Consider the following 18,484-nt stretch of genomic DNA (forward strand, 5'->3'; position numbering starts at 1 on the left):
GGCAGATGATAAGCTATGCCGCCGTGCCGACCGCTGCCTTGCCTGGCACCGGTTCGCCAGCCGCCTACCTGCCCCCACCTATGCCATCCACCTCCCGCCTGCTCCTGCCGTTCTGCCTTGCCGCCACCTGGCTTGTGTGGGGTTCCACCTACCTGGCCATCAAGTATGCACTGCTGAGTTTTCCGCCCTATGTTCTATCTGGCACCCGCTATCTGTTTGCCGGCGGCCTGCTGCTGGCCTGGCTCAAGTGGCGCGGCACACCCTGGCCCACGCTACGCCAGTTGGGCAATACCAGCCTGATCGGCCTGCTGATGCTGACCCTGGGCAACGGCCTCACCTGCGTGGCCGAGCTGACCCTGCCCTCGGGCGCCACCGCTCTGATCGTGGCCGGTACCCCCTTGCTGACGGTAGGACTAAGCCAGCTGCTGGGTAGCCGCATACGTGGCCTGGAATGGTGCGGTATCGCGCTGGGCCTGGTCGGCATGGTGGTCATGCACAACGATGCCAGTCTGGCCGGCGATCCCAAAGGCGTAGCCCTGATGGGTGCCGCCTGCCTCGCCTGGGCGGTGGCCTCGGTACTGATGCCCAGGCTGGATCTACCGGCAGGGCCGATGTCGGCCGCCATGCAGATGCTGGCAGGCGGCCTGATCTCGCTGCCGGTGGCCCTGATCGCCGGCGAGCGCTTTCCCGCCTCCCCCAGGCTGGAAGCGGTCGCCGCACTAGCCTATCTGGTGGTGTTCGGCTCCATCATTGCCTACTCGGCCTTTGTCTGGCTGCTGCGGCACGCCAGGCCTGCGCTGGCCACCAGCTCCAGCTATGTTAATCCCCTGGTGGCCCTGTCGCTGGGCTGGCTGTTTGCTGACGAGCAGGTCAGCCCCTCGCTGCTGCTGGGCATGGTCATCATCCTGGCAGGGGTGGGCCTGATAGGCTGGGCAACGGCACGCAAATAACCGGCGGCAAGCGTGCATTGACGTCTGCGGCAACTCGCCCGGCCGGCCGAATCCTGTTAGCTTTCCAGGTTCCCTGCACCCGACACCCACGCCGCCATGCCCGCCCAGGACTACCTAGAACGCATACTGACCGCCCGCGTCTACGACGTGGCCATCGAAACCCCGCTGGACCCCATGCCCAACCTGGCCGAGCGCCTGGGAAACCGGGTGCTGATCAAGCGCGAGGACATGCAGCCTGTCTTTACCTACAAGCTGCGCGGTGCCTACAACAAGATGTCCAAGCTGAGCCCCGCAGCCCTGGCCTGCGGCGTGATCACCGCCTCGGCCGGCAACCACGCCCAAGGCGTCGCCATGTCGGCCCAAAAGCTGGGTTGCAAGGTCACCATCGTGATGCCGGCGACCACCCCCTCGATCAAGATCAACGGCGTCACCCGGCGCGGAGCCAAGGTGGTGCTGCATGGCGATTCCTACAGCGACGCCTACGCCCATGCCATGGAACTGGTCGCCCAGACGGGCGCCACCTATGTCTCGCCCTTCGACGATCCGGATGTGATTGCCGGCCAGGGTACGGTGGGCATGGAGATCCTGCGCCAGCACCCCGATCCCATCCGCGCGATCTTCGTGCCCATAGGTGGTGGCGGCCTGGCGGCCGGCCTGGGTGCCTATGTCAAGCGCCTGCGGCCTGAGATACGCCTCATCGGTGTCGAACCAATAGACAGCGATGCCATGCGCCGCTCGATTGCGGCGGGCGAGCGCATTACCCTGGAGCATGTGGGGCTGTTTGCCGATGGTGTGGCCGTCAAGCAGGTGGGCGAAGAGACCTTCCGCCTCTGCCGCGAGGTGCTCGACGAAATCATCCTGGTAGATACCGATGCCATGTGCGCGGCCATCAAGGATGTCTTCGAAGATACCCGTTCCATCCTGGAGCCCTCCGGGGCGCTGGCGCTGGCGGGGCTCAAGGCCTGGGCAGAGCGCGAAGGCGTGCAGGGCGAAACCCTGATCGCCATCGCCAGTGGCGCCAACATGAACTTCGACCGCCTGCGCCACGTCAGCGAACGGGCTGAAATCGGCGAGGCGCGCGAAGCCATCCTGGCCGTGACCATACCCGAGCAACCAGGCAGCTTCCGGCACTTTTGCGAACTCCTGGGCAACCGTGCCATCACCGAATTCAACTACCGTGCGGCCGACCCTGCCGAGGCCCACATCTTTGTCGGCGTCAAGATCAACACCCGCCAGGAAGCCGCCGAACTGGTGGCCAAGCTCAATGCTGCCGGGCTCAAGGCACTGGACCTCACCGACAACGAGATGGCCAAGCTGCATATCCGCCACCTGGTTGGCGGCCGCGCGCCGCAGATCAGCCACGAGCTGGTCTATCGCTTCGAGTTCCCCGAGCGACCCGGCGCCCTGCTCAACTTCCTCACCCATATGGGCCGGGGCTGGAACATCAGCCTGTTCCACTACCGCAATCATGGTGCCGACTACGGCCGGGTACTGGTAGGCATGCAGGTACCGCCCGAGGATGAGGCCGCCCTGCAGTCCTTCCTGGCCGAACTGGGCTACGACTACAGCGACGAGCGCAACAACCCGGCCTATCGGCTGTTCCTGGCCTGAACCTCGGCGACAGACGCGCGTCCAAACCGGATGAGGGGAGCCTTGCTTGCTTGGCAAGCAAGTACCCGCGTCCTATAGTGCCGCAACCACAGTTACCGATTGCTACCATGACGTACCTGCGCCTACCGTGCTGCTGCCTTTTTGCCCTGCTGGGCTATGGCACGGCACATGCCGGCCCCGCCGACAACCTGCGGGCCGGCAGCATTGCCGTGCTCCCCCTGAACCTGGAGCCACCCGCCGCGTATGAACGTACACCCGCCTATGTGGTGTCGCCCATCTTCCGGACCTATGTCGAGCCCATGGCACAGGGCAGGCCGCTGCAGGACATCAACAGCAGCGACCCCAACCTGGCCAACGAGCAACTGGTACGGTCGCTGGAGATACGAGCGCTGGCCGCTGCCAGCAACAGCGAAGTCTGCCTCAACCGGCAGGGCGGCGATGCAACCGGTGGCGGCATACGCTGGTCGCTCAACGATGGCTTTGGCTTCTACCTGCAGGGCAAGGGCTTCAAGCAGCTGCAGCGCCTGCTCAAACACAACAAGATCACCGGCATCTGCCCACCGGGCGATCCCAGCCCGATGTGCAAGACACTGCCCAAACAGGTGTGCGACTGACGTTGACGTAAACGTCACTGTTGCAAAACCCTGTTTTTACTGCGGTTTTCCTGTCCCAGCCAGGCAATAGCGGGTCGCTTAAGCGTTCGATGCAATGCAACATTTCAGCTAGAATCGATCCTCCCGATCCCCGCCGAAATGGTTAGCCTCCCGATGGTCGCCGACGCCCCCCGCTTGCGCGAAATCCCCTACAACTACACCTCGTTCTCGGATCGCGAAATCGTGATCAGGCTACTGGGTGAAGATGCCTGGTCCGTGCTCGACATCCTGCGCAGCGAGCGCCGCACAGGCCGCTCTGCCCGCATGCTGTTCGAGGTACTGGGCGATATCTGGGTGGTGCAGCGCAACCCCTACCTGCAGGACGACCTGCTCGACAATCCCAAGCGCCTGACCGCCCTGACCGATGCCATGCGCCACCGCCTGCGCGAGATCGAGGCACGGCGCGGCGACAACCCAGGCGTAGGCGATCTGCTGACCCGCGCGCAGACAGCCGTACAGGCGTTCGAGGCCTCCTTCCCCGCCACGGCCGAACTGCGCCGCAAGGTGATGAAGCGCATGGCCGGCCTGACCCGCAAGGACAATATCTGCTTCGATGGCCTGGCCCGTGTCAGCCATGTGACCGACGCCACCGACTGGCGGGTGGAGTACCCCTTCGTGGTGCTCAACCCCGACCACGAGGACGAAATGGCCGGCCTGGTCAAGGCCTGCATAGAGCTGGGCCTCACCATCATCCCGCGCGGGGGTGGCACCGGCTACACCGGCGGCGCCGTACCACTGACGCCTATGTCGGCCGTGATCAACACCGAGAAGCTCGACCGCCACAACGGCGTGGAATACCTCGACCTGCCCGGCGTCGAAGGCAAAGTCGCCACCATCAACTGCGGCGCCGGCGTCGTCACCAAGCGGGTGATGGAAGCCGCCGAAGCCGAGGGCCTGGTGTTTGCCGTCGATCCCACCTCGGCCGAAGCCAGCTGCATAGGCGGCAACGTGGCCATGAATGCCGGCGGCAAGAAGGCCGTACTATGGGGCACGGCACTCGACAACCTGGCCTCCTGGAAAATGGTGGACCCCGACGGCAACTGGCTGCTGGTGGAGCGCATCAACCATAACCGCGGCAAGATCCATGACGCCGAGATGGTCCGCTTCAAAGTGCGCCGGCTGCAGCCCGATGGCAAGACCCTGATCAGCGAGACCCTGCTCGACGTGCCCGGCCCGCAGTTCCGCAAGGTGGGCCTGGGCAAGGACGTCACCGACAAATTCCTGGCCGGCCTGCCCGGCGTGCAGAAGGAAGGCACCGACGGCATCATCACCTCGGCCCGCTTCATCCTGCACAAGATGCCGGCGCACAGCCGCACCGTCTGCCTGGAGTTCTTCGGTACCGTGGCACAGGCCACGCCGGCCATCGTCGAGATCAAGGACTACCTGGATGCCCATCCCAAGGCCATCCTGGCCGGCCTGGAGCATCTGGACTGGCGCTATGTGCGCGCCGTGGGCTATGCCACCAAGGCCAAGAGCCGAGGCCGGCCCAAGATGGTGCTGCTGGCCGACATCGTCTCGGACGACGAAAACGCTGTAGGCGAAGCCTCCAGCCATGTCGTACGGCTGGCCAATGCCCGCCACGGCGAAGGGTTTGTGGCGGTTACTGCCGAAGCACGCAAGAAGTTCTGGCTGGATCGCAGCCGCACGGCCGCCATCGCCCGCCATACCAACGCCTTCAAGATCAATGAAGACGTGGTCATCCCGTTGCCGCGCCTGGGCGACTACTCCGACGGCATCGAGCGCATCAATATCGAGCTCAGCACCCAGAACAAGCTGCAGCTGTTGTCACGGCTCGATGATTTCTTCAGCCATGGCAAACTCATCGTGGATGCCGGCGACACAGCCGTCAGCCATGAGGAGCTGATAGCCGACCGGCGCGAAGCAGCACTGAACCTGATACGGACCGTCCATGGCCGCTGGAACTGGCTGCTGCAACACCTGGACGACGCTTACGAGCAATACACCAGCAACTATCCCGACGCCCCGCTGGAGCCGGCCAGCGATATCGAGCCGCCGCAGTCAGTGTTCCACGCCCTGCGCGACTTTGCCTTGCGCATCTCCTGGAAGCGCGAACTGCTGGCCGACCTGGATGCCCTGTTCTCGGGCGAAGCCGATGCACCCATCCGCGAAGCCATCCGCGCCATCCACAAGAAGACCCTGCACGGCCGCGTCTTCGTGGCCCTGCACATGCACGCCGGCGACGGCAATGTGCACACCAACCTGCCGGTGAACTCCGACGACTACGACATGCTGCAGACCGCCCACAAGGCCGTGGCCCGCATCATGGTGCTGGCCCGTCAGCTCAACGGCGTGATCTCGGGCGAACACGGCATAGGCATCACCAAGCTGGAGTTCCTGACCGAAGAGGAGATTGGCCCCTTCCGCGCCTACAAGCAGCGGATAGACCCGCACGGTCGCTTCAACAAGGGCAAGCTGCTGGCCGGCGCCGACCTGCGCAACGCCTATACGCCCTCGTTCGGCCTGCTGGGCGCGGAGTCGTTGATACTGGAGCAATCCGACCTCGGCCATATCTCCGACATGGTCAAGGACTGCCTGCGCTGCGGCAAATGCAAGCCGGTCTGCGCCACCCACGTGCCGCGTGCCAACCTGCTTTATTCGCCCCGAAACAAGATACTGGGCGTAGGCCTGCTGACCGAAGCCTTCCTGTACGAAGAACAGACCCGTCGTGGCGTCAGCTTCAAGCACTTCGAGGAACTGGGCGACGTGGCCGACCATTGCACGGTCTGCCACAAATGCGTCAACCCCTGCCCGGTCAAGATCGACTTCGGCGATGTCACCATCGCCATGCGCAACTTCCTGCGCAAGACCGGCAACCGCAAGTTCAACCCCGGCACGGCGGCGGCCATGGCCTTCCTCACGGCCAAGGACCCCACCACCATCAAGACCCTGCGCACCGGCATGATGGGCATGGGCTTCAAGCTGCAGCGCCTGGGCCATGATGTGCTCAAGGTGGCCGCCAAGGCACAGACAGCCGCGCCGCCAGCCAGCGTAGGCAAGCCTTCGGTCAAGACCCAGATCATCCACTTCATCAACAAGAAGATGCCGGGCAACCTGCCCAAGAAAACCGCCCGCGCCCTGCTGGATGTGGAAGACAGCGATATCGTGCCGGTGATACGTAACCCCAAGCTGGCCGCCGAAGACAGCGAAGCGGTGTTCTACTTCCCCGGCTGCGGCTCGGAAAGGCTGTTCTCCCAAGTCGGCCTCGCCACCCAGGCCATGCTCTGGCATGTGGGCACCACCACGGTGCTGCCACCCGGCTACCTGTGCTGCGGCTATCCGCAGACCTCCTCAGGCTTTGCCGACAAGGGTGAGCAGATCACCACCGAGAACCGGGTGCTGTTCCACCGCCTGGCCAATACCCTCAACTATCTCGACATCAAGACCGTGATCGTCAGCTGCGGCACCTGCATGGACCAGCTGCAGAAATACCAGTTCGAGCAGATTTTCCCCGGCTGCCGCCTGCTGGATATCCACGAGTACCTGCTGGAGAAGGGCATCAAGCTGAGCGGCCTGACTGGTACCCGCTACATGTACCACGACCCCTGCCACACACCCATCAAGACAATGAGCCCGATCAAGCTGGCCAATGAACTGATGGGCACCGACGTGGCATTGAACGAGCGCTGCTGCGGCGAGTCGGGCACCTTTGGCGCCTCCACCCCGCATATCGCCACCCAGGTGCGCTTCCGCAAGGAAGAAGAAATGCGCAAGGGCGCCGACAAGGCGCGGGCTGGTAGCGAGGACAAGGTCAAGATACTGACCTCCTGCCCCAGCTGCCTGCAAGGCCTGTCCCGCTACAACGACGACGCGGGCACCGAGGCGGACTACATCGTGGTGGAGATGGCCAAGCACGTGCTGGGCGAGAACTGGATGCCGACCTATGTGGAAACCGCCCGCAACGGCGGTATCGAGCGGGTATTGCTGTAAGCAGCGGGACTGTGAGCTGTATGAGGGCCGCCCATGCGGCCCTCATCGCATTGCATTCAGTCCAACGCCGGCTATGCTGATGACTGCTGAATTGGGCCTGGCCGCACGCCGCCCAGCACCTGCCACCGCAGCTGCCGCGCAGGCCCCGGCACCATCAGGGCCTGCGTACCGGCCACCGACCTACGTCATATCCGTCAGCAGCACAAGCCGCTGGCCGTATTACCAGAACAGCCAAACGGTAGCCAGCACACTTGAGTTCGTTGGCTTACGGCCGCACAATGCCAACGTAATAGAATTGGCATTTTTTGATATTAGGCAGCCATCATGACCGCATCCCCCTGCCCGCTGTGCGCCACCCCCGGCGGCGAATTGCTCTGGCAATCAGCCCTGTATCGCGTGGTACTGGTGGATGAACCCGGCTACCCTGGTTTTTGCCGTGTCATACTCAACCAGCACCTGGCCGAGATGACCGAACTTGCCAGCGAAGACCGAGTCGCAATCATGAATGCCGTCTGGGCCGTTGAAGAAGTCCTGCGCAGCGAACTGTCGCCGGACAAAATCAACCTGGCCAGCCTGGGCAATGTCGTGCCCCATGTGCATTGGCATGTCATCCCCCGCTGGCTGGATGACAGGCACTTCCCGGCCCCCATATGGGCGCAACCCATGCGTGAGGGCCATGACAAGGCCATCGACACCACCCGCCTCAAGGCCGCGCTGGCGTCCAGGCTGCTGATGCTAGAGTCGTTCAAGGAATAAACATGCACGCACTCGATCTACCGCCCTTCGATGCCTCCCTGCCCATGGAGTTTGCCGACGCACGCGGCTTCCGGGACTGGCTAAAACTGGTGCCCATGATCAATGTGCGGCAGGCCCACGGCGAGGTGCTGGACACACTGGCCCGCCTCAACGTCAGCCCCGTGCTGCCGATAGAGCGGCTGAAGATGCTGGAGATGCTGCGCGAGCCGGTCGCCATGCTGCAGGAGGAAAACGCCAAGCGCTACTTCGGCAAGCCCTTCCCCCTGGCCCTGACCGAAGACGGCATCTGGCTGGCCAACAACCAGCTCTGGCTAGCCATGAGCACCGGCTACCGGCATTGCTGGCAAGCGGCCATCAAGGGCGACGTGATGGTGGCCGATCACAAGGCCCTGGCCGGCCAGCGCGCCCTGCGCTATGCCGCCCTGGCCATACGCGAGCACCACCTGGCCTACCGGGTTGTGCCGCAAGCGCGCTGGGATGATCTGTACGCGCTCTACCAGATCGCAACCGATGCCGATGTCGCCACCAAGATCGTCAAGGACAGCCTCAACAAGCAGACCGAGCTTTCGTCCTGTCATGCGGCCTTCCTGCAAGCCCTGCTGCTGGCGGCCGCCAATCCCAGCTCCATGCCGGTGCGGCAGATCATCTGGACAGATCGCTTGCTGGATCGCTGGTCCAATCAGGCCGCCATGGCGAGCGCCCCCCCCGCAGACCAGGACAAAGGGGTATTGGCCTTCAATCTGGCGGCGCCGGGAGAGCTCAAGCGGCACGACCCGCCGCCCAGCGGCGAAGGCTGGCGCTTCCTTGATATCGACCCCATAGGCAAGAGCATCAAGAAGCGCATCAAATACCTGCGTGCCGGCGAATCGCCTGCCCAGCTGGGCCTGGGCGAAGAATACGCCGCCACCACGGTGGAAAACCACCTGATCGGGCTCTACCAGGAATGGTGCGACCTGCCGATAGAACGCGGCATGCCCCGTCGCCCTGCCAGGGATGATGCACCCGAGGCCCAGGTCGGCCTGGGACTGGTGGCCACCCACTTCGCCGTCGGCGGCGAGCGTTTTGGCCAGCCGGCCGAACCCATGGAAGTCCGTGGCCGCGCCATCGCCGACTTCCAGCTGTTCGGCGGCCAGGCCCATCACCTGAGCGCTGCCAAGGTCAATCGCGATGCCGAGCCGGAACCCGAGATGGAGGCCTGGCGGGTACACAATGAGAGCGCGCTGGGCTTCAAGCTAGAGCGCAACGAGCCCGGTGGCCGACTGATGCATGGCCAACTGGTTGCCGTGCGCCCCCGCCCAGGCCAGGGATACATGGTCGGTACCGTGCGCTGGCTGCTGGAAGGCAGCAACGGCGAGATCGCCATGGGCGTGCGCGCCCTGCCCGGCATGCCGCAAGCCGTGGCCGTGCGCGCCACCGGCCTCAATACCTTCTCCAATCGCTTCACCCAGGCCCTGCTGCTACCGGGCATGCCTACCCTGCAGGCACTGCCCAGCCTATTGCTGCCGCCCACCTGGTTCAAGGCCGGCCGCATCATCGAAGTACATATCGAAGGTCAGATCAAGAAGGTCAGGCTGGACCAGTTGATAGAGCGAGGTCAGGATTTCGAGCGTGTCGCCTTCCAGGGCGAGATAGGCTAGCCCACATCCGCCACCAGGCCGGCGCCACTACCAGGGCAGGGTGCCATTCCAAGACCCCTGGTCCTGCGGTGCCTCATCAGCATCGCGCAGCACCTCTCGCACCAGGGGCAAGGTCAAGGGGCGGCCACGGGCCAAGGCCGCCCGGTCCAGGCTATCGAGCAGGCGGGTCAGCTCGCCCAGGTCGCGGCTGCGATGCAGCACCAGCCAGCGGCAAACCGCCTCATCGACCTCGCAACCACGGGCACGGGCCCGATGGCGCAGCAGCGCGGCCTTGTCCTCATCGTCAGGCTCGCCTATCTCGAACACCAAGCCCCAGCCCAGGCGGGTTGTCAGGTCCTCGCGCAGCAACTGGCGGGCCGGCGGCTGCAGGCCGGCCGTCAGTATCACCCGTCCCGCCTCGCGCTGGGCGTTGATCAGTCCAAACAATACGATCTGCTCCTCCTCGCCCAGGCCATCCACATGGTCCACCGCCAGCAATTCGTAGCCATGGGCCGCCTCGGCCAGCGGTTGCCGGGCAGCGTCCCAATAATAGGCAAACAGGCCATGGGCCATGGCCCGCTGGACGGTAGCACGCAGCAGATGGCTCTTGCCGGTGCCGTGGGCACCCCACAGATACACGCACCCCTCGCCCCCCTGGCCATCAGCCAGGTTCTGCAAGGCCATAAAGGCCTCCATATTGGGGCCGATAAGGAAATCATCGAAGCCAAAGGGCTCAGGTAGCTGTAGATCCAGCGGCAGCTGCTTCATCGCAGGTACAGGGGGCTATCCAGATATTGCTGCCGAACATGGCGCAGGCCCACCAGCAGGGCCGCCGCCAGCGGCAGCGCCAGTAACACGCCGACAAAGCCGAACAGCTGGCCAAAGGCCATCAAGGCAAAGATCACGGCCACAGGATGCAGGCCGATACGCTCGCCCACCAGCTTGGGGGTAATCACAAAGCCTTCCAGCAACTGGCCCATCAGGAACACCCCCCACACCGGCAGCAAGCCGCCCAGCGACTGGAACTGCAGGCCAGCAGCCAAGGTGGCCAGCAGCACGCCGACTATCACCCCCAGGTAAGGGATGAACACCAGGATGCCGGCGATGATGCCGATGGGCAGGGCCGACTTCACACCACAGAGCCACAGGCCCAGGCTATAGAACACCGCCATCAGCAGCATGACCGAGATCTGGCCACGCAGGAATTCCCCCAGCACATCATCCACCTCCGCCACCAGGCCAGTGACGGTCGCCTGCAGGCGTACCGGTATCAAGGCCCTGACATGGCCTATCAGCACATGCCAGTCGCGCATGAAATAGAACAGCACCACCGGCAGCAGCACCAGATTGGCCAGCAGCCCCACCACAGCCAAACCACCCGATGTCAGCGAGGGCAGCACCGCCTTGAAGGCCTGCCCAGCTTCGGCCCCATGGGCAGTCAGCCAGGTCTTGATGGATTCGGTATCCAGCGACAGCTCCAGACCCAGTCGCTGCGACATCAACGGCGCCACCCGGTCACGCAGCCAGGCCAGCAGCTCCGGCACATAGCCATATAGCGCGCTCAGTTGCTGCACAAACAGCGGCACCACGATCAACACCAGCGCCACCAGCATCAGCAGAAGGCCCGCCAGCACCACGCCCACCGCCACGCTGCGGTCCCAGCCCCGCGCAGCCAGCCTGCCCACCAGGGGTTCCAGGATATAGGCCAGCACAGCAGCCGTGACAAAGGGCGCCAGTACCGGTGCCAGCAGGTAGAGGACGATCAGTATGGCCAGCCCCAGGCCAAGCGGCCAGTAGCGGGTCCAGGTAGGTTTGAGCGGGCGGCGACGTTTCATTTCGGGTAAAATGCGCGCGAATTCCGGTGCTTACAGTGATAAGGCCTATAAATCTGGCATGGCTTGTTGCCGCCAGTGCTGCATTGTAACCGCACCGCCGTCGCCAACGCGCCGGTTTTCGCGGCCTGATGGCCACAACACAGACCCGCAACCCCGCCAGTGTGCGCAGCCCGCCTCCAACCCGATGGAGGGCCAGGGCGCGAATGGCAGGGGCGGCCCAGATTCCAACGTTCACCGAGCCTACCATGAGCCAAGCCCCACAAAGCCTTTCCTATCGCGATGCCGGCGTCGATATCGATGCGGGTGACCAGCTGGTCGAGAACATCAAGCCCTTCGCCAAGCGCACCATGCGGCCGGAAGTCCTGTCCGGCATCGGTGGCTTCGGCGGCCTGGTCGAGATCAGCAAGAAGTTCAAGGAACCGGTGCTGGTATCGGGCACCGATGGCGTGGGCACCAAGCTCAAGCTGGCATTCGAACTGAACCGCCACGACACCGTAGGCATAGACCTGGTGGCCATGAGCGTCAACGACATCCTGGTGCAAGGCGCCGAGCCCCTGTTCTTCCTCGATTACTTCGCCTGCGGCAAGCTGGATGTCACCAGCGCCACCGAAGTCATCAAGGGCATAGCCAGCGGCTGCGAACAATCGGGCTGTGCCCTGATCGGCGGCGAAACCGCCGAAATGCCAGGCATGTACCCCCTGGGCGAGTACGATCTGGCCGGCTTTGCCGTCGGCGTGGTGGAAAAGAGCAAGATCATCACAGGCGAGCATATCGCCCCCGGTGATGTGGTGCTGGGCCTGGCCTCCAATGGCGCCCACTCCAATGGCTATTCGCTGATCCGCAAGATCCTGCATCTGACCGAAGCCGACTACAACGCCTCCTTCGACGGCGGACGCTCGCTGGCCGATGTGGTGATGGCCCCCACCCGTCTCTATGTGAAACCCATCCTCAAGCTAATGGAAAGCCTCACCGTGAAGGGCATGGCCCATATCACCGGCGGCGGCATCACCGAGAACGTGCCGCGCGTGCTGCCCGACCACACCGTGGCCCAGATCGACGCCAAGTCCTGGCAGTTGCCCAAGCTGTTCCAATGGCTGCAAGCCCAGGGCAATGTCGAAACGCAGGAAATGTATCGAACCTTCAACTGCGGTATCGGCATGGTGGTGATCGTTTCGGCGGCAGACGCCGAAGCCGCCAGCAAGCTGCTGGCCGCCGAAGGCGAGACCGTCTACCGCCTGGGCACCATCCGTGCCCGCAACGGTGACGAGCACCAGACCCAGGTTGCCTGAGTCCCATCGGTCCATCCGGGCCAAGCCGGCACTGCCGGCACCGGCCCGGGACTGATCCGCCCGTCCGATATGCCATCGCGGCGCTTGGCCAAGCAGCCAGGCCCGCAGGATAGCCGCTGCACCTATGAAAAACATCGTCATCCTGATCTCCGGCCGTGGCTCCAATATGCAGGCCATCGTCGAAGCCGCCATCCCCGGCGCGCACATCGCCGCCGTCATTGCCAACCGGCCCGATGCGGCTGGCCTGGCCTGGGCGGCTGAACGCGGTATTGCCACCGTCGCGCTCGATCACAAGCAATACGCCAGCCGCGAAGCCTTCGATACCGAACTGGCCGCCCGCATAGACAGCTTCCAGCCCGATCTGGTGGTGCTGGCCGGCTTCATGCGCATACTGACGCCCGCCTTCACCCAGCATTACGCAGGCCGGATGTTCAATATCCACCCCTCCTTGCTACCCGCCTTCCCCGGCCTGCATACCCACCAGCGCGCCATCGATGCAGGCTGCAAGCTGGCCGGCTGTACCGTCCACTTCGTCACGGCCGAGCTTGATCATGGCCCCATCGTGTTCCAGGCTGCTGTGCCGGTGCTGGACGACGACACCGAGACCAGTCTGGCCCAGCGAGTGCTGGCAGAGGAACACCGGCTCTACCCCGCCGCCGTGCAGGCGTTTGTCCAAGGTCGGCTGGAAGTGGACGGACTGCGTGTCCGTCATCTCGGATAGGTCTATGCGAGCCAGGCTGTCGCCGCTCTTCCTCATCGCCCTACTCACCTCCCTGCTGCTGCACCTCACTGCCAGCCTGGGCGATACCCTGTGGCTGTGGTGGCAGCACGACCCACTGACCGACACCCCGCTGATCCAGCCCTCGCAGCGCACGCTCCAGGGCAGGCAGCTGGCAGACCATGCCAGCCGTCGGCTGCTGGCAGGCATCCAGCCGCTCGACGCCCTGCAGGTGCAGCTAGGCCTGCCGGCCGTACCGGCCAGCCCTGCCCCTATCCTGTCTGAGGCCACGGCGCCGGCTGCGCCCGGGGCACCGCCCCAACCCATCGTGCCGCCCCCCAAGCCGGCTGCCCCCCCACCCAAACCCAGCACACCAGCGCCCCAAGCGCCAGTATCGCCCCCCCAGGTGGCCGCAACAGCCGAACCCAGCCCACCGGCCACCGCCATCGCGGTAGTGACGCCACCCGAGCCCACCGTCACCGTCGTACCGGCTGCTGCCACCGCCGCCGCGCGCCCGGTGCTGGATGGCCCTTTCCCCCGCCAGATCGACGTCAGCTACCTGATCAAAGGCGTGGCACTGGCCAAGCTCAAATGGCGCCAGGATGGTGATGAATATGAGATAGACCTGCTGGGTAGCTTCCTGGGCCAGACCTACGAATGGAAAAGCGAGGGCGAGGTCGGCCCCCACGGCCTACGGCCCAAGCGCTTTACCGAGTGGCGAAACCGCAAGCCCGCCCCCCGCTACTTGGTGGAGTTCGACTGGCCCGCACAGCAGGTCAGCTTTGGCGAGCCCGCCAAGCGCCAGACTGCGCCGCTGCAGGAAGGCGCCCAGGACATGTTCTCCGCACCCTACCAGTTCGCCCTGCAGGGCAGCAGGCTGCCCGACTTCACCATGCAGGTGGTCAGCGGCCGCAAGACCTATACTGTGCCATTCAAGCTGATAGGCGAAACGACGCTGACCCTGTCCGGCATCAAGGTGCCCACCCTGGTCCTGTCCGGCAGCCATGAGAAGCGCCGCTTCGAGTTCTACCTGGCGCCCGACTGGCACAATCTGCCCGTGCGCATACGCAGCGATGATGGCGAAGCCGTGCAGGACATGATCGCCGTCGAGGTCGCTTTTGACGGCAATACCGTGCTGGCACGCGCCGCACCCCGCGAGAGAGACCGTTGATTCAGCAGGAGGTCAGCCGCCAGCCACTAAGGTGGTCGCCATCCCCAACGCTCAAGGCACGCATCATGATTGCACGTTCCCTGCTACTGACCCTCAGCCTCCTGGCCGCCACTGCGCTCCAGGCCGCCGACCTGCCACGCCAGGCCCGCATCACCTACGAAGCAAGGCTGAGTGGCCTGCCGGTGGGCGAGGCCGTACAACGCTGGCAGCGGGAAGGCAGCAAGTACACACTGGATACCGAGATCACCCCCATCCTGGGTTCCCGCATCCGCTATCACAGCGAAGGCGAGCTGACGCCCGCCGGCTTGCGCCCCAGCAGCTACGGCGAGTTCCGTGGCAGCAGCAGCACCCCGCGCCAGCAGGCCCAGTTTGACTGGCGCACCCGGCAAGTCAGCTATGGCCAGGCCGACGCCTTGCAAAGCGCCCCGCTAGACAGCGGCGCGCAGGATCTCAACACCCTGCCCTTCCAGCTCGCCTGGCTGGGCACCAAGACCACCGCCAATCTGCAGATCATCACCGGCCGCAAGCTGCGTGATGACGCCTTTACCGCCAGCACTGGCAGCCCGTTCGCCCTCATGGGCAAGCAAACGGCCACCCGTATCTGGCGCGCCCCGGATGGTGACAAGCGCACCGAGTTCTGGCTCGCCACCGATTACGCCAACCTGCCCGTCAAGATCGTCCGCCACGACGACAAGGGCGAGCTGCAGCTGATCGCCAAACACATCGAATACCAACTGGAATAACCATGCCCCCACTGAATCAAGAACAATTCCACGCCGCCCTGGATGCCTTGCGCAACGCCCTGTCCTTCGCCGCACCGGCCGATGCCGTACTGTCGCGCTACTTCCGCGAGAACCCCAAGCTGGGCAGCCAGAACCGGCACTTCATCGCCGAAGCGGTGTTTGGCGTCATGCGGCAGAAGTTCGCACTGGACCGCATCTGCGGCGAAGACAACAGCCCCCGCCGGCTCCTGCTGGCCTGGCTGATACGTGGTGGCCGCAACCTGCGCGAATTCGAGCCCATCGTCTCGCGCGAGGACGAGCGCGCCTTCCTGGCCGGCGTCAAAGCCTTCAAGCTGGAAACCCTGACCCTGGCCGAACGGGCCGAGCTGCCCGAGTGGGTAGGCAGCGAGCTGCAGGCCAGTGGCATGAGCGACGACGACATCCTCAGCCTGGGCCGAGCCCTGTCCCAGCCCGCTCCGCTGGACCTGCGCGTCAACACCCTCAAGATGAAGCGCGAGGCCGTCCAGGCCGAACTGGAAGCCCTGGGCTACGAACACAGCCCCACGCCCTACTCGCCTTTCGGCCTGCGGCTGGCAGGCAAGCCCGCCATCAACCGCCACACCCTGTTCACCGAAGGCGCCATCGAAGTGCAGGACGAAGGCAGCCAGCTGCTGGGCCTGCTGGTTGGCCCCAAGCGCGGCGAGATGGTGGCCGACTTCTGTGCCGGCGCGGGCGGCAAGACGCTGCTGCTGGGCATGCTGATGGCCTCCAGCGGCCGCCTGTATGCGTTTGATGTCTCCGAGAAGCGGCTGGCCAACCTCAAGCCCCGCCTGGCACGTTCCGGCCTGTCCAATGTCCAGCCACAGCGCATAGAGAGCGAGAACGACAGCCGCATCAAGCGCCTGGCCGGCAAGCTGGACCGCGTGCTGGTCGACGCCCCCTGCTCCGGCATGGGCACCCTGCGCCGCAACCCCGACCTCAAGTTCCGCCAGAGCGCCACCAGCGTGGACGAACTGAACCAGAAGCAGACCGCCATCCTGGCCTCGGCCGCCCGCCTGGTAAAGGTCGGTGGCCGGCTGGTCTACGCCACCTGCAGCATACTGCCGCGCGAAAACCAGGGCATAGTCGAAGCCTTCCTGGCCGCCCACCCCGGCTTCGAGCTGATTCCCGCCAGCCAGGTCTTGAAGGAACAGCGGGTAGACCTCGACACAGGCAACTACCTGCAGCTGCACCCGCAGATACACGGCTGCGACGGCTTCTTCGCCGCCGTGATGACACGCAAGGCCTGATCTAGCGATGATGGGCCGCCTGCCCGGCAAGTGCGGGCGCCCCTGATCACCGGTCCTGTGTTGAGTGCTCATCCTAGGCTGGCGTAGGTGAATGACGGGTACGGGCGTCACCGCGCAGCGCGCGGCGTGTTTTGAATCCGCTGCAGCGGTCAGTGGCTGAAGTTCATAAATCACGCCGAGGCGGCAGGAAATGTTGGCTATGCTGCTCATGTAGCCAATATATTCTTGTGCACCCGGAGGCCCATGCGCCTACTGCCCAGAAGCAGCCTGACCCAGCGCCTGCTGCTGCCCATACTGCTGGTGGGCGCTGCCGTGGCGCTGGCCTGCGTCGCCCTTACCATGCAATTGCGTGAACAGATGGTGCGCACCGCCGGCATCAAGGCCGCCCAGACCCTGGCCCAGCAGACCACCGTGCTGCGCGCCTTCTATACCAGCGAGATCACCACCCGGGCGGGTGCCGCAGGCATGCATTTCGGTGCCAACTTCCGCGAGCAGCCCAATACCCTGCCCTTGCCTGCCACCCTGGTCAAAGCCCTGGGCACCGCCATCAGCAAGGACTACCCCGGCACGGCTATCCGCCTCTATAGCCGCCACCCCTTCCCCAACCGGGTGGCCACCGAAAGCTACGATGCCTTCGAGCTGGCCAGCATCACCGCGCTGGAACGCAATCCCGACATCCCCCAGCAAACCCTGCAGCGCGTGGGCGACCGGCTCTACGCCCGCTATGCCGTTGCCGACCGCATGCAGCAGGCCTGCGTCAGCTGCCATAACAGCCACCCCGACTCCCCCAAGCGCGACTGGAAGGTGGGCGATGTACGTGGTGTAGTTTCAGTGACGGTGCCAGTGGAGGACGTTGCCGCCCAGGTCAGCCATGGCATGGCCAGCCTGGGCCTGCTGGTGCTGGCCGGCTTCTGCCTGATCACCGGCGTAGCGCTGTGGCTGACTCGCCAGGTACTCAGGCAGGTAGGTGGCGAGCCTGAATACGCAGCCGATATCGCCAGGCGGGTAGCAGAGGGCGATCTGTCGGTTGCCGTGCAAACGCACCGCAACGACAGCGACAGCCAGCTGCATGCCATGCAGCATATGGTCGACAGCCTGCGCCAAGTCGTGACCGAGCTGCATGCCTCTGCCGCCGTCACCGTTTCGGCTTCCGGCCACGTGGCCGCCGCTTCGCAGGCGCTCAGCGCCACCACCTCGGAGCAAGCCGCCAATGTGGAAGAAGCCAGCGCCGCCCTGACCCAGATGAGCGCCAGCGTCAGCCTCAACGCTAGCCATGCACAGACCACCGATGCCATTGCCTGGCAGGCGGCAGACGCTGCCAGTCAGGCCAGGATATCGGCGCAGCAGACCGTACAGGCCATGCGTGAAATTGCCCGCAAAGTAGCCTTGATAGACGATATCGCCTTCCAGACCAATATGCTGGCCCTGAATGCCGCCATCGAGGCTGCCCGCGCCGGGCAAAGCGGCAAGGGCTTTGGCGTAGTCGCCACCGAGGTACGCAAACTGGCCGAGCGTAGCCGTACCGCCGCCGAGGAGATAGGCCAACTATCCCTGAACAGCGTGGACCAGGCCGAACAGGCCGGCCACCTGCTTGACCAGGTCGAGCCATCCATACGCCGGACCGCCGAACTGGTTCAACAGATCGCCGCCGCCAGTCGCGAACAACGCAATGGCCTGGAACAGATAGCCTTGTCCGCCAGCCGCCTGTCTGCCACTACCCAGACCAATGCCGCCTCCTCCGAAGAGCTGTCCGCCACATCCGAGCGCCTGAATGAACAGTCCCAGCAATTGCAGGAAATAGCGCACCGCTTCCGGTTGCCGCCGGATGGGCCGGCGTAGTACTACCGGCGACATCCCAGCGGCCTTGCTGTGGTGCTCGCCGCCCAAGTTGTCAGGCCGATAAAGCAAAAAAACACGCCATCGGCG

The 18,484-nt window shown here is 64.6% G+C and carries 14 protein-coding genes; 12 read left to right on the top strand and 2 right to left on the bottom strand.

The genetic code is table 11. From position 1 onward, the window contains the following. The first annotated feature begins 5 nt into the window (after positions 1-5). The 6 genes from yedA to QQK16_RS03330 all read left to right on the top strand — a co-directional run bounded on the left by yedA (position 6) and on the right by QQK16_RS03330 (position 9,555). Positions 6-950 (top strand): drug/metabolite exporter YedA, encoded by a 945-nt coding sequence (yedA, locus tag QQK16_RS03305; protein ID WP_284194997.1) that lies wholly within the window; start codon positions 6-8, stop codon positions 948-950. A 96-nt stretch (positions 951-1,046) separates the two neighbouring features. After that, positions 1,047-2,561, top strand: coding sequence for a threonine ammonia-lyase, biosynthetic (gene ilvA, locus QQK16_RS03310; RefSeq protein WP_284194998.1), 1,515 nt, complete (start codon positions 1,047-1,049; stop codon positions 2,559-2,561). Between the two features lie 107 nt (positions 2,562-2,668). Further along, positions 2,669-3,175, top strand: coding sequence for a hypothetical protein (locus QQK16_RS03315; protein ID WP_284194999.1), 507 nt, complete (start codon positions 2,669-2,671; stop codon positions 3,173-3,175). Positions 3,176-3,328: 153 nt separating this feature from the next. Beyond that, positions 3,329-7,162, top strand: a complete 3,834-nt coding sequence (locus tag QQK16_RS03320) for a DUF3683 domain-containing protein (protein ID WP_284195000.1) — start codon at positions 3,329-3,331, stop codon at positions 7,160-7,162. Between the two features lie 324 nt (positions 7,163-7,486). Continuing rightward, positions 7,487-7,918 (top strand): HIT family protein, encoded by a 432-nt coding sequence (locus tag QQK16_RS03325; RefSeq protein ID WP_284195001.1) that lies wholly within the window; start codon positions 7,487-7,489, stop codon positions 7,916-7,918. Positions 7,919-7,920: 2 nt separating this feature from the next. Then, the gene (locus QQK16_RS03330) at positions 7,921-9,555 is read left to right on the top strand and encodes a hypothetical protein (protein WP_284195002.1); all 1,635 of its coding nucleotides are present in this window, start codon (positions 7,921-7,923) and stop codon (positions 9,553-9,555) included. 27 nt (positions 9,556-9,582) lie between these two features. Here QQK16_RS03330 and hda read toward each other — a convergent pair whose 3' ends face one another. Together hda and QQK16_RS03340 are read right to left on the bottom strand one after the other, a co-directional pair. Next, positions 9,583-10,302 (bottom strand): DnaA regulatory inactivator Hda, encoded by a 720-nt coding sequence (hda, locus tag QQK16_RS03335; RefSeq protein WP_284195003.1) that lies wholly within the window; start codon positions 10,300-10,302, stop codon positions 9,583-9,585. After that, the gene (locus QQK16_RS03340; RefSeq protein ID WP_284195004.1) at positions 10,299-11,369 is read right to left on the bottom strand and encodes an AI-2E family transporter; all 1,071 of its coding nucleotides are present in this window, start codon (positions 11,367-11,369) and stop codon (positions 10,299-10,301) included. Before QQK16_RS03340 ends, hda begins: the two co-directional genes overlap by 4 nt. 245 nt (positions 11,370-11,614) lie before the next feature. Between QQK16_RS03340 and purM the strand changes: the two genes are divergently transcribed. The 6 genes from purM (at position 11,615) to QQK16_RS03370 (ending at position 18,397) form a co-directional block, all read left to right on the top strand. Then, on the top strand, positions 11,615-12,658 hold the full coding sequence (gene purM, locus QQK16_RS03345; RefSeq protein WP_284195005.1) for a phosphoribosylformylglycinamidine cyclo-ligase: 1,044 nt from the start codon (positions 11,615-11,617) through the stop codon (positions 12,656-12,658). A gap of 124 nt (positions 12,659-12,782) precedes the next feature. Then, a complete protein-coding gene (purN, locus tag QQK16_RS03350) occupies positions 12,783-13,379 on the top strand; it encodes a phosphoribosylglycinamide formyltransferase (protein ID WP_284195006.1) in 597 nt (198 codons plus the stop codon). A gap of 4 nt (positions 13,380-13,383) precedes the next feature. Then, a complete protein-coding gene (locus tag QQK16_RS03355) occupies positions 13,384-14,547 on the top strand; it encodes a DUF3108 domain-containing protein (RefSeq protein WP_284195007.1) in 1,164 nt (387 codons plus the stop codon). Positions 14,548-14,612: 65 nt separating this feature from the next. Then, positions 14,613-15,290: a DUF3108 domain-containing protein gene (locus tag QQK16_RS03360; RefSeq protein ID WP_284195008.1), complete on the top strand. Its 678-nt coding sequence runs from the start codon at positions 14,613-14,615 to the stop codon at positions 15,288-15,290. Positions 15,291-15,301: 11 nt separating this feature from the next. Then, entirely contained in the window at positions 15,302-16,558 is a 1,257-nt protein-coding gene (locus QQK16_RS03365) for an RsmB/NOP family class I SAM-dependent RNA methyltransferase (protein WP_439954230.1), read from the top strand. 243 nt (positions 16,559-16,801) lie between these two features. Next, positions 16,802-18,397: a methyl-accepting chemotaxis protein gene (locus QQK16_RS03370; protein ID WP_284195010.1), complete on the top strand. Its 1,596-nt coding sequence runs from the start codon at positions 16,802-16,804 to the stop codon at positions 18,395-18,397. Positions 18,398-18,484: the final 87 nt, after the last annotated feature.

This window comes from Chitinimonas prasina (assembly GCF_030160395.1).
In the GTDB taxonomy this organism is placed as follows: Bacteria; Pseudomonadota; Gammaproteobacteria; order Burkholderiales; family Chitinimonadaceae; genus Chitinimonas; species Chitinimonas prasina.

Coding starts and splice junctions, on each gene's coding strand:
- hda (WP_284195003.1), bottom strand. CDS start 10,302: ATGAAGCAGCTGCCGCTGGATCTACAGCTACCTGAGCCCTTTGGCTTC.
- ilvA (WP_284194998.1), top strand. CDS start 1,047: ATGCCCGCCCAGGACTACCTAGAACGCATACTGACCGCCCGCGTCTAC.
- purM (WP_284195005.1), top strand. CDS start 11,615: ATGAGCCAAGCCCCACAAAGCCTTTCCTATCGCGATGCCGGCGTCGAT.
- QQK16_RS03330 (WP_284195002.1), top strand. CDS start 7,921: ATGCACGCACTCGATCTACCGCCCTTCGATGCCTCCCTGCCCATGGAG.
- QQK16_RS03355 (WP_284195007.1), top strand. CDS start 13,384: ATGCGAGCCAGGCTGTCGCCGCTCTTCCTCATCGCCCTACTCACCTCC.
- QQK16_RS03340 (WP_284195004.1), bottom strand. CDS start 11,369: ATGAAACGTCGCCGCCCGCTCAAACCTACCTGGACCCGCTACTGGCCG.
- yedA (WP_284194997.1), top strand. CDS start 6: ATGATAAGCTATGCCGCCGTGCCGACCGCTGCCTTGCCTGGCACCGGT.
- purN (WP_284195006.1), top strand. CDS start 12,783: ATGAAAAACATCGTCATCCTGATCTCCGGCCGTGGCTCCAATATGCAG.
- QQK16_RS03360 (WP_284195008.1), top strand. CDS start 14,613: ATGATTGCACGTTCCCTGCTACTGACCCTCAGCCTCCTGGCCGCCACT.
- QQK16_RS03320 (WP_284195000.1), top strand. CDS start 3,329: ATGGTCGCCGACGCCCCCCGCTTGCGCGAAATCCCCTACAACTACACC.
- QQK16_RS03315 (WP_284194999.1), top strand. CDS start 2,669: ATGACGTACCTGCGCCTACCGTGCTGCTGCCTTTTTGCCCTGCTGGGC.
- QQK16_RS03370 (WP_284195010.1), top strand. CDS start 16,802: ATGCGCCTACTGCCCAGAAGCAGCCTGACCCAGCGCCTGCTGCTGCCC.
- QQK16_RS03325 (WP_284195001.1), top strand. CDS start 7,487: ATGACCGCATCCCCCTGCCCGCTGTGCGCCACCCCCGGCGGCGAATTG.